Source organism: Vibrio sp. Sgm 5 (assembly GCF_026241575.1).
Lineage (GTDB): Bacteria > Pseudomonadota > Gammaproteobacteria > Enterobacterales > Vibrionaceae > Vibrio > Vibrio jasicida.
The window spans coordinates 45,112-57,709 of the sequence record NZ_JAPHPY010000017.1 but is presented as its reverse complement, the minus strand read 5'-3'; the positions used below and the strand labels follow the sequence as shown (position 1 = coordinate 57,709).

The window sequence follows — 12,598 nt, the reverse complement described above, 5'->3', positions numbered from 1 at the left end:
AAAATTTGTGAATTCTGGTTTTAACCGTTTCGGGCGCTTCTGCGCGTGGAGCTTGGTTACTCTGTTGGTTCTTTTAGCCATACTAGTAACTACCCTACGCGTAGCATTGCCACAACTTAACCACTTCCAAGATGAGATCAAAACCTGGGTCAAGCAAGGCACAGGTTTTGACTTTTCTATCACCAGCGTTGCTGGTTCTTGGCGTAATAGCCACCCCTCGATTTCGTTGCAAGGTTTAGAGGCGAATTTGCCGAATAACCAAGACGCACGTTTTGCCGTTGATGAAATTCATATCGAATTTGATTTGATCCAATCGATTTTCAAGTTTCGACCTGTGGTCGCAGATTTGACAATCGACGACTTGGCTTTAGATATTCGTACCGTCGATCTTCTGTCCAAATCAGAAGGCAAAGAACCGCAAGCGAATGCCAGTAAAAATGAAAGCAAATTAATCGACCAACTCGATTCATTGCTGTTACGTCAATTTGAAGATTTTACCATTACGGACTCGCGCATTTGGTACAAATCGGTCTCTGGCGAAACGCGCCGCTTAGACATAGAGCAGCTTCGTTGGAGTAACGATGGCAAGCACCATTTAGCAGAGGGAACCGTAAGCATTGCGGATGCGAGTTTGAATGCTTTGTTAGTGCGTGCCAACTTCAAAGATCATGGTTCGCTGCGCGATGTTTCAGGCGAATTCTATGTGAGTGCGCAAGACCTCTCTGTCACACCTTGGTTAACCACTTACATGCGTGATGAGTCAGGTGTGGAATCGGGCAAGGTGAGCCTGAATACATGGCTCACTCTAAAACACAGCCAGCCGAATTATGCCTATGTTGAATTGCAGCCATCTGAGCTGGTTTGGAATGAAAATGGTCGTCATGACTTATTGCTTGAATCAGGCATTTTTAAGCTTTCCCCAGACAAAGATGGTTGGAAAGTAAATGGTCACTCACTGCAAATCCGCACTGATGACCGACCTTGGCCAGAGTTAGACGTCGCGTTTGATTGGCAGCCGGATGGTTGGTTACTTAATCTGTCTCAACTTGATATTGAAGCATTGACGCCATTAATCAAGTTAGCGCCAGAGTCGGAATCCACGAGTGAATTGCTTAACAAACTCGCTCCCAAAGGACGAGTGGAAGACATTCGTCTTTCAATGAGCGGTGGGCTTGATACCCTGCGCTACTCTGCCGAGCTAGACCAATTAGGCTTAACCCAATGGGAGTTATTGCCGGGCTTTAACCACGTGCAAGGTACTGTAGCTGGTGACTTAAATCAGGCGAAAGCCAAAGTTACCGTGATTGATGATGTTTTCCCATACGGTGATGTTTTCCAAGCGCCATTGAATATCAAACAAGGTCAGGTGGACATTATTTGGCAGCAAGACGAGAGCGGTTGGCGTTTGTGGTCAGATAAAGTGACTGCAGCGACACCTGACTTACAGGTACTTGGCGCGTTCCGTCTTGATTTCCCGAAAGATCAAAGCCCATTCCTATCGTTTTATGCCGAAGCTGACCTCTACAACGCGGGTGAAACTTGGCGTTATCTGCCAACTCTTGCGCTTGGGCAAGACCTGACCGACTACCTATCTACCGCAATTCAAGGTGGTAAGGTCAATACTGCAAAACTGCTTTGGTATGGTGAGCTTGGTGATTTCCCATACAAAGAACACAACGGTATGTTCCAAGCTTGGGTTGGATTGAAGAATGCGAAATTCAGTTTTGACACGGCGTGGCCAACCATCACCAATCTACAGTTAGATTTGCTGTTCGAAAACGATGCCATGTATTTGGACTCGAAGTCTGCGACGTTAAATGGTGTCAAAGCTAAGCGAATTACAGGACGTATTCCTGAGCTTGCTGAAGGCGGTCACATCGAAATCGAAGCCAAGGCTAGTGCGCCGGGCAATGAAGTTCGTGATTACATGATGGCAACCCCTCTCGTCGATTCAGTTGGTGCGGCTTTGACGGCATTGCAAGTGAGTGGTCCTGTTTATTCAGAGTTCCAACTCAATATCCCATTTGACTCCGAGAAAGACGCGCGTGCTTGGGGTTACGCCGATCTTAAAAACAACCGTGTTGATATTGATGCGCCGCCGATGACGTTAGAAAACGCGACGGGCCGTATCAAGTTTGATAACGACGTTGTGACCACTTCTGGCTTGTCGGCCGAACTGTTGAAACAGCCTATTTCACTTGATTTTCGTGGTGAGAATGCCGAACAAGGCTACAACGTGACCATCAACTCCCTAGGTGATTGGGAAGTCGGCCCACTTAAGCCTTATCTTGGTGAGCGCTGGTTGAGCCTCGTTTCTGGTCATGCGCCTTGGCAAATGGACATCGACTTGCAACTCAATGACGTAGGCTTTACGTATCAGGTAGACGTTTTGGCGCAGCTTAGTCAGCTTGTGAGTGATTACCCTTACCCGTTAGCGAAAAAGCGGGGCGAAAAAGGACAAGCTAAACTACAAGCATCGGGCAACCAAGAGAGTATCTCTGCTCGTTTAGAAATACCAAATGCGAAATACCAAACTGAAATTGATATTTCAGGAGATGTGCCGGAATTGACGGCAACGCACCTGGTTTTAGGTAATGGTGGTTTTAAAATTAGCCCAGTCGTTGGGCACAATGCTTCGATTCGTTTGGATGACCTGAGCTTAGATCGTTGGGCTGATCTCATGCATGTGCCGCAAAGCAAAACCCAATCTGTACTATCGAGCATGAAGACGCCAACCATTTCACTGCCGACGCGCATTAACATGGATGTGCAGAACTTAGAGCTTGGTGGAATTGAGTTCCATGATGTGGATTTGAATGCACGTAAAAAGAACTCGAGTTGGCAATTAGAAGTAGACAGCCAAGAGGTGAAGGGCAAAGCAAATTACCTCAAACCTTCTGACTTATCTGTCTCTTTAGATCATTTGCATTTGTATATTCCTGGCTTTGATGAGATGACCAAAGAACGCAGTTCTCTGTTTGCCAGTGAAGACCAAGCCGCGCCGCTCATCTCAAACTTTGACCGCAAGTTCCATACAGAGATGCCAAACTTAACCTTGAGCATTGATGATTTTTGGTTGCAAGGTTACAAGGTCGGTAAGGTAAATGTGGACGTCGAGCGCGCTAACAACCGCCTCGAATGGAAAAATGTTAACTTCAGTAGTGGTCAAAACCGTGTCGACATAAGCGGATGGTGGGAACTGACGAAAGAGCGAAGTCATTCAAACCTGACCATGAAAGTGAAGGGTGAAAACAACAGTGACTTGATGGAGCGATTTGGGATTACTTCCGGTATCCAACAAGCGCCGTTTGAAATTAATGCCAACCTAGATTGGGATGGCGCACCTTGGTCGATGAAGACACAAAGCTTGCAAGGTGATGTGTCTACTGAGTTTGGTAAAGGTGTGATCACTGAAGTCAGTGGTGCAGCGCGATTGCTGGGGCTTTTTAGTCTCGACTCTATCATTCGTAAGATGCAGCTCGACTTTACTGACGTATTCGATAAGGGGATGGCATTTAACTCAATCACGGGTACAGGCAAGATCCAAGATGGCGTGTTTATCACCAACGATATCGTGATGGATGCATTAGCTGGAGAGATGAAGATTCGCGGTATTGCTGACATGAACACACGCTTGGTAGATGCGGAAGTGAACTTCACACCAGACATCACTTCGGGTATTCCAATGCTGACCGCCTTTGCAGTAGCACCTCAAACGGCGTTGTACGTACTGGCGATTTCGACCGTTATCTCTCCTGTGGTGGAAGTCTTCACACAGGTAAACTACGAAGTGAAAGGTCCTCTGGATTCACCTACCGTAAAAGAGATTTCACGAAGCAAAGGTGAATATAAGTTGCCAGAAAAACTGCGTGAGCAAGCGAAGTAATTGCGCGGTCAGTCTTCTGACGAACAAGGAATTGAATACATGGAACGTGTTGGCATCATTCAAATGACATCGGGTCCAGATATCGAGGAGAATCTGGACTTCATTGCCAAGCAATGTGCATTGGCAGCTGAGCAAGGTGTGAAGCTGGTTGTGACACCAGAAAACGCTACGCAGTTTGCCAGTCGAGAGGCGTATCACCAGAATGCAGAAACTTTGGGTGACGGTCCTATTCAGCGGTGTTTATCTGAGATCGCACAACGCAATCAATTAACTCTAATAGTCGGCAGTATGCCGATTCGCACTGAACAAGGTGTGACTACCACGACATTGGTTTTCTCACCGCAAGGCGAGTGCATTGCTCATTACGATAAGCTGCATATGTTTGACGTGGATGTCGCCGATGGGCATGGCAGCTATCGTGAGTCGGATACCTTTAGTGCAGGTAATCGTATCGTGACGGCAGAGACCAATATTGGTACGGTAGGCTTAAGTATTTGCTACGACGTACGCTTTCCTGAATTGTTTAAAGCGCTACGCTTAGCAGGAGCACAAGTTATTGTTGTGCCCGCTGCATTTACCGCGGTGACGGGGCAAGCGCATTGGGAAGTACTGCTAAGAGCGCGTGCGATTGAAACCCAATGTTGGATTCTAGCCTGCGGACAAACGGGGACACATCCATGTGGTCGCCAAACTTGGGGGCATTCTATGGTGATTGACCCTTGGGGAGGCGTTCACCAACAATTGAATGACCAAGTAGGATTGCTGGTGGCGGAGATAGATTTGTCACACAACCAGCAAGTAAGGCAGAATATGCCGCTGACTCAACACAGTCGCTTTCAAAATGAATTGAAACGGAAATAAAAGAGCTAACTATGAGCATAAACCAAATAGAACAGGCACTCCTTGCCCCAAACGGTCTGACAGAGCAAGACATCGCTGACACACTAGCGAGCATTGCGACGCGCCAGATCGATTATGCGGACATTTACTTTCAGTCCAGCTGGCACGAGTCTCTGGTTCTAGAAGACAGCATCATTAAAGATGGCTCTTTCAATATTGACTGTGGTGTCGGTGTACGAGCAGTCACAGGCGAGAAAACCGGTTTCGCCTATTCAGACCAAATTCAACTAGACGGTTTGAAGCAAAGTGCGATTGCCGCGCGTGGTATTGCGCAGCAAGGCCAAAATGGCAAAGTGCACGCATTCAAACGTTCTGATAACCAAGCTTACTACGATGCGGTAAACCCATTAGCAAGCTGGGAAAAGCAACAAAAAACCGAACTGTTGTTGTCTCTAGATGCGTACATTCGTACCAAAGAGCCAATGATCAAAGAAGTGTCGATCAGCATCAGTGGTGTCCATGAGCAAATGTTGGTTGCTGCAACTGACGGCACTTACGCTGGTGACATTCGCCCGCTTGTTCGTCTTTCAATCAGTGTTCTTGCTGAAAAAGGCGATCGTCGTGAACGCGGCAGCGCTGGTGGTGGTGGTCGTTTTGGTTACGACTTCTTCCTATCTGAAACAAACGGTGTGAAACAAGCCTTCCAATTCGCTGATGAAGCGATTCGCATGGCGCTAGTGAATCTAGAAGCCGAAGCGGCACCTGCAGGCATGATGCCTGTGGTACTTGGTTCTGGCTGGCCGGGCGTATTGCTGCACGAAGCGGTAGGCCACGGTTTAGAGGGAGACTTCAACCGTAAAGAGTCGTCAGTGTTCTCTGGCAAGATGGGTGAGCAAGTGACGTCTCCACTTTGTACTATCGTGGATGATGGCACGTTGAAAGACCTACGCGGCTCATTGAACGTCGATGATGAAGGTGTGAACGGTCAGTACAACACGCTTATCGAAAATGGCGTTCTAAAAGGCTACATGCAAGACAAGCTAAACGCACGTCTAATGGGTGTAAACCCTACAGGTAACGGTCGCCGTGAGTCTTACGCGCATCTACCAATGCCACGTATGACTAACACTTACATGCTACCGGGTGAGCACACACCAGAAGAGATCATCTCTACGGTGAAGAAAGGTCTGTACGCACCAAACTTCGGTGGTGGTCAGGTGGACATCACATCAGGCAAGTTCGTGTTCTCAGCGTCAGAAGCGTACTTGATTGAAGATGGCAAAATCACTCGTCCAGTGAAAGGCGCAACGCTAATTGGCTCAGGCATCGAGGCAATGCAGCAAGTTTCTATGGTGGGTAACGACCTAAGCATCGATAGAGGCGTTGGCGTGTGTGGTAAGGCGGGTCAAAGCGTACCGGTTGGCGTTGGTCAGCCTACATTGAAGCTCGATTCCATCACCGTTGGTGGTACTGAATAAACTTCATCTGAAGCAGAATTAAAAAGAGCGCTCATTGAGCGCTCTTTTGTTTTTAGGGGGAGAGGATTCGCTATAGGTTCTCTTCCGCAAATTCAGCCAAGCGGCTGCGCACCACACCATTTAGGTGAATATTGGCGCTGCCTTCAAAGTTCTTGAAGCGTTCAACCATATACGTCAAACCAGACGTCACTGGGGTTAGGTAATGGGAGTCAATCTGTGCCAAGTTACCCGAACACACAATCTTAGTGCCTTCACCACAACGAGTGATGATGGTTTTGATTTGTGAAGCGGTTAAGTTCTGACACTCATCGAGCAAGACGAACGCATTCTGGATCGAGCGGCCACGCATAAAGTTAATCGACTTAAACTGAATGTTGGCTTTATCACAGATGTACTTCATCGAACCTTCGGTGCAATGGTCGTTCTTGTGCAGCGCTTCCAAGGTATCGGTCACCGCTGCTAACCAAGGCATCATTTTCTCTTCTTCCGAACCCGGTAAGAAACCAATCGACTCACCAATGTCTGGCGTGTTCCGCGTTACGATAATCTTATCGAACATGCCTTTTTCAATGGTTTGTTCCAATGCCGCTGCCATTGCGAGCAGTGTCTTACCACTACCGGCGGCACCGGTCAGAATCACCAAGTCAATATCTGGATCGAGCAGGGCATCCATCGCCATGCCTTGATAGATATTTTTCGGTGTAATGTCCCAAGCGCGACGATGCATCATGCGCTCACGGCTGAGGTCGAGTAAGGTGAGCTTATCCTCATTGATGGTTTCTACTCGACCTACAAAATCACTCTCTTCATCAATCACGTATTGATTAATAAAGGTCGGGTCGAACGGTTCGCGGCTGAGTTTATGGAACGTTTTTCCACCCAGCGCGTAGCTTTCCACCTCATCCACACCACTCCAAAATTCGCCTTCACGTTGTTGAAAGCCTTTGGTGAGGTATTGGATATCATCAATCAGCTGATCCGTACGATAGTCTTCAACGAAACGTACGCCAGCGCCTTTGGCTCGCAAACGCATGTTGATGTCTTTGGTTACGAGCACAACTTCGCGTGGTGCGCGTTTGTTTTGCAGATAAAGCACCGCATTGAGTATGCGGTTGTCACCGGCTTTGTCGGCGAAGGCTTTGACGGTTTCCTGCAATTCGAAGTCCGCCAAAATAGAGATGGTGCCTTGGCTTGGGTTGTCTTTAGAAACGGGAATGCCTTCTGAGATTTCATCTGGCGTGGCTTCTCTAAATAAATCCTCCAAAGCGCGAATCGCAACGCGTGCATCTCGAGCAACATCACGTTTGCTGTCTTTGATTCGATCGAGTTCTTCCAACACAGTCATAGGGATGACGACATCGTGTTCTTGGAAAGAGAAGATGGCGAAGGGTTCATGAAGAAGAATGTTGGTATCGAGTACAAATAGTTTCCGATCGGTATCGCCCATAGCGTCTCCTTGCCGCAGCGCGGCTTTGCTGGCTAGTAGTTAAGAAGGAACAAACTTCCTAACTCTGATTGCTTGCAATAGAGGTTGTCGGGCAATGTCGGTTAGTGCGCAACCGAGTAGCAAGACAACTTACTGCAAACCCGTGTTGATCCTAATCGTGTACTTAATGCGCTCAAATCATGCACGATGACTCTAAGCGCCCCTCAATAGAAGTATACGTAATATTTACTTCTTACAACTTAATAATTGTCATGAGTTTTTTACAATTTGATTGCATTCCTAATTCAGGAAAAAAAGTTTGCCCTCTGGGCGGTTTCGACGTGACCTAAATCACAGCTTCAAGTAAGATTAGCGACCTTTTTCTGCGTATAGGCTACGTCCGATTTATCATGTTCAGCTGGCTTAAAAATGCACAGCACAAAGTGGCATGACAAGCACGATTGGCATAGCAGAAGCCAGAATCAGATCTAAACTAATATCCATGCCCATCGGGATGGGTAGAGACCAACAAGAAACAACAACGAGGTAGTCAATTCATGACATTTGCTTTGGGGCAGCGCTGGATTAGCGATACGGAAAGCGATTTAGGTTTAGGTACCGTAGTGGCAATGGATGCTCGTACTGTGACATTGATGTTTGCAGCATCAGAGGAAAACCGAGTTTACGCACGTAACGATGCACCAGTTACCCGAGTAACGTTCAACGTCGGTGATGTCATCGATTGCCAAGAAGGTTGGTCATTAAAAGTTGAAGAAGTACTGGAAGATGAAGGTTTATACACCTATTTCGGTACTCGTGAAGACACGCAAGAAACGGCGATCGTGTTGCGTGAAATCTTCCTAAGCAACCACATTCGTTTTAACAAACCGCAAGACAAGTTGTACGCAGGTCAAATCGACCGCATGGACAACTTTGTACTTCGCTACCGTGCGCTACAAAACCAATTTGAACAACACAAGAGCCCAATGCGTGGTCTGTGTGGCATGCGTGCAGGTTTGATTCCTCACCAGCTGTACATTGCACACGAAGTCGGTCGCCGTCACGCGCCTCGCGTATTGCTAGCGGATGAAGTGGGTCTTGGTAAAACCATCGAAGCGGGCATGATCATCCACCAACAAGTACTGGCGGGTCGTGCCGAGCGTATTCTTATCGTGGTACCAGAGACACTGCAACACCAGTGGCTCGTTGAGATGATGCGTCGTTTCAACCTGCACTTCTCTATCTTCGATGAAGAACGTTGTATTGAAGCTTTTGCAGAAGCAGAAAACCCATTTGATACGCAGCAATACGTACTGTGTTCACTGGATTTCCTACGTAAGAGCCGTAAGCGTTTTGAACAAGCGCTCGAAGGCGAGTGGGATCTATTGGTTGTCGATGAAGCGCACCATCTAGAGTGGAGCCAAGACAAACCAAGCCGCGAATACCAAGTGGTAGAAGGCTTGGCAGAACGCACAGCGGGTGTGTTACTGCTTACCGCAACGCCAGAGCAGCTAGGTCGTGAGAGCCACTTCGCTCGTCTACGTCTTCTAGATCCAGATCGTTTCTACGATTATGAAGCGTTTGTTGAAGAAGAAGAGCAATACGCACCTGTTGCGGATGCTATCACGTCGCTATTCTCTGGTGAGAAACTGCCAGACGAAGCGAAAAACCAAATTACAGAACTGCTTTCTGAGCAGGACGTTGAGCCGCTATTCCGTATTATCGAAAGCGACAGTGATGAAGAAGCGAAAGCGTCAGCACGCCAAGAACTGATCGACAACCTGATGGACCGTCACGGTACAGGTCGAGTGCTGTTCCGTAACACACGTGCTGCAATCAAAGGTTTCCCGAAGCGTAACGTGCATCTCATGCCAATGGATATTCCGCAGCAGTACACCACATCAATGCGTGTATCAGGCATGATCGGTGGCAAGATGACACCAGAAGCGCGCGCGGTGAAGAACCTTTACCCAGAAGAAATCTTCCAAGAATTTGAAGGCGAAGATTCAAGCTGGTGGCAGTTCGACTCACGTGTGAACTGGTTACTTGAAAAAGTAAAAGAGAAGCGCAGCGATAAAGTATTGGTTATTGCTTCTCGTGCAAGCACTGCGTTGCAACTTGAGCAAGCATTGCGTGAGCGTGAAGGTATTCGTGCAACCGTATTCCACGAAGGCATGTCGATTCTTGAGCGTGATAAAGCAGCGGCTTACTTCGCACAAGAAGAGGGTGGTGCGCAGGTTCTTATCTGTAGCGAAATCGGCTCAGAAGGTCGTAACTTCCAGTTTGCTAACCAGCTTGTGATGTTCGATTTGCCATTCAACCCAGACTTGTTAGAGCAACGTATTGGCCGTCTGGACCGTATCGGTCAGAAGCGTGATATCGACATCCACGTACCTTACCTAAAAGGTACTTCACAAGCGATCCTTGCGCGTTGGTTCGATGAAGGTCTGAACGCGTTTGCTGAAACGTGTCCAACAGGTCGCGCGGTTTACGATAAGTACTCTGATGCACTGATTGAAATGCTGGCATCTGGTGATGTTTCAAGCCTTGATGAAGTGATTGAAGAATCAGCGAAGATGAACAAAGAGCTGAAATCACAACTTGAGCAAGGTCGTGACCGCCTGCTAGAAATGCACTCAAACGGCGGCGATAAAGCGCAGCAAATCGTTGAGAAAATCGCATCGACGGATGGCGATACAAACCTAGTGACATTCGCGTTGTCTCTGTTCGATACCATCGGTCTGAACCAAGACGACAAGGGTGAAAACGCTCTGATTGTAACTCCATCTGAGCACATGATGGTGCCAAGCTACCCAGGTTTGCCATACGAAGGCGCGACAATCACGTTTGACCGCGATACCGCGCTGTCTCGCGAAGACATGCACTTCATCAGTTGGGAACACCCAATGATTCAAGGCGGTATCGATCTGCTGATGAGCGAAGGTGTGGGTACGTCAGCGGTTTCTTTGCTGAAGAACAAAGCGCTACCAGTGGGCACTATCTTGCTTGAGTTGGTTTACGCGGTGGATGCGCAAGCACCAAAACGCAGCGGTATTACGCGTTTCCTACCGAAGACGCCAATCCGCATGATGATGGACGGTCGTGGTAATGATCTGTCTTCTCAGGTTGAGTTTGAAGGTTTCAACCGTCAGCTTAGCCCAGTAAACCGTCACCTAGGCAGCAAGCTAGTGACATCAGTACAGAAAGACATCCACAGCCTCATCGAAGCGGGTGACGCATTGGTTGAGCAGAAAGTGGAAGAGATTCGCAAGCAAGCACAGCAAGACATGCAACAAAGCTTGAATGCAGAGCTTGAGCGCCTACAAGCACTGAAAGCGGTTAACCCGAACATCCGTGACGAAGAAATTGAAGTGATTGAAGAACAAATCAAAGAGCTAACTGGCTATATCAACCAAGCTCAGGTTCAGCTAGATTCGCTACGTTTAATTGTCGTCAGCCACAACTAATCAGCGTCCATACAAACGAAAAAAGGTCTTCAATTGAAGACCTTTTTCTTTATCTGAGCTTTTTATCTCATAAGCTCAGTTGATTGCTCGCAGCTGATTACATCAACCACTTCCACCAAATGAATAGCGCTAAGAAGCCGAATAAGTAAATCAAACCAGCAATCGACAACCACTTCAATTTACGACCCAGCGCCAATGGTTTAGGCAAGTCGGTTTTACTCACTAGAATATAGTTTAAAAGCGCGAAGAATGGCGTCGTCATAAACGCCAATACCATGGCAAAGTTCAACATCGGTAATAGTGCTGAAGCCCAGAAAACAACGATACCTAAAGCACATAGAGAAACAATAAGCATGATGGCCGACGTCGCTTTTGGATCGGTTTCTGGTTGTGAACGCAGCAACCGTTGAGAGTCTGAAATCACACGCGAGTAGCCGTCAATTACCGTAATGGTGCTGCCGAAGATACAAAAGAACGCAATCACAGCAATCAGGTAACGTGACCATTCACCAATGGTTGAGGCGTACAAGCCAACAAGCTGATGGGAGAAGCCTACGCCGGAGCTCTTAAGCTCAATACCTGAACCGTGCAGCATCAACGCACCTAGTGATACAAACACCAAAGCCAATACCGCAGTACCAATGTAGCCGACGTTGAAATCAAACAGGGCAGATTTTGCCGTAACTTCTTGTTGGCTAGTTTGGCGCTTTAGCCACGCAGACGTTAAACAAGAGATCTCGATTGGAGCAGGCATCCAGCCCATGGTCACAACGATAAAGCCGATTGCTGCAATTGACCACGGAGAAGGGGATTCAAAGTTCGCAACAGGCTCTACAGGGTTTCCAAACGCTATCGCAACCGCAAGTAGCGTCGCTATCGTTAGGACCGTCATAATGACTTTTGAAAGTGTATCCAGTGCTTTGTAGTGGCCGGCGAATAAAATCACTAAACATGTTACCAAAACAATGACACTGAGTGATGCCATCGACAAAGAAAATGGAATGAAATAGCCCAACAAGCTCGCACTGAACATCAACAGTGCTGCTGTGTTGATGACCGCAGAAACGGAACTGAGGAATAAGAACAACCACAAGTATGGGCGACCAAGTTTGGCATAGCCTTCAACCAACGTTTTACCAGTGCCCATGGTGTACTGCACGCCTGCTCGGAAGAATGGGTATTTAAAAAGGTTTACCAGCAGGATGAGCGCCGCAAGTTGCCAGCCGTAGATAGCCCCAGCTTTGGTGGATGCAACAAGGTGAGAACCACCGACGGCGGCAGAGGCCATGAGAATACCAGGGCCAAGAGAGCGGAAGAATTGCGAGACTTTGGATTGGGGTTGATCGGATACTGCGGATTCCATTTATTATTGTCCTTTTTGTGTCAACTAGTGCTTATAAATAACATTACCGCTCAGCTTGTCAATTTATATTTACGAAGTGATTTTTTTAATTTTTCTCTTTCTTATTGACTTGGTTGTTTTTTGTTATTTCTAAAAGTT

At 47.5% G+C, this 12,598-nt stretch carries 6 protein-coding genes; 4 read left to right on the top strand and 2 right to left on the bottom strand.

Annotated elements, in window-relative coordinates; all coding sequences use genetic code 11:
- The first annotated feature begins 7 nt into the window (after positions 1–7).
- The 3 genes from OQJ86_RS11640 to tldD are packed head-to-tail and all read left to right on the top strand — an operon-like array spanning position 8 to position 6,204.
- Positions 8–3,886: a YhdP family protein gene (locus tag OQJ86_RS11640; RefSeq protein WP_265987806.1), complete on the top strand. Its 3,879-nt coding sequence runs from the start codon at positions 8–10 to the stop codon at positions 3,884–3,886.
- A 39-nt stretch (positions 3,887–3,925) separates the two neighbouring features.
- Complete coding sequence (locus OQJ86_RS11635; RefSeq protein ID WP_265987805.1) at positions 3,926–4,747, top strand: carbon-nitrogen hydrolase family protein; 822 nt, start codon at positions 3,926–3,928, stop codon at positions 4,745–4,747.
- Between the two features lie 11 nt (positions 4,748–4,758).
- On the top strand, positions 4,759–6,204 hold the full coding sequence (gene tldD / locus OQJ86_RS11630; protein WP_005438159.1) for a metalloprotease TldD: 1,446 nt from the start codon (positions 4,759–4,761) through the stop codon (positions 6,202–6,204).
- 70 nt (positions 6,205–6,274) lie between these two features.
- Here tldD and OQJ86_RS11625 read toward each other — a convergent pair whose 3' ends face one another.
- Positions 6,275–7,651: a PhoH family protein gene (locus tag OQJ86_RS11625; RefSeq protein ID WP_038879704.1), complete on the bottom strand. Its 1,377-nt coding sequence runs from the start codon at positions 7,649–7,651 to the stop codon at positions 6,275–6,277.
- 536 nt (positions 7,652–8,187) lie between these two features.
- Here OQJ86_RS11625 and rapA point away from each other — a divergent pair.
- Entirely contained in the window at positions 8,188–11,097 is a 2,910-nt protein-coding gene (gene rapA / locus OQJ86_RS11620) for an RNA polymerase-associated protein RapA (RefSeq protein WP_104046289.1), read from the top strand.
- Between the two features lie 97 nt (positions 11,098–11,194).
- Here the strand turns inward: rapA and OQJ86_RS11615 are convergent, their stop codons facing one another.
- Positions 11,195–12,460 carry an NRAMP family divalent metal transporter gene (locus OQJ86_RS11615; RefSeq protein ID WP_038864533.1) on the bottom strand — a complete coding sequence of 422 codons (1,266 nt, stop codon included), beginning with the start codon at positions 12,458–12,460 and terminating at the stop codon, positions 11,195–11,197.
- Between the last annotated feature and the right edge of the window lie 138 nt (positions 12,461–12,598).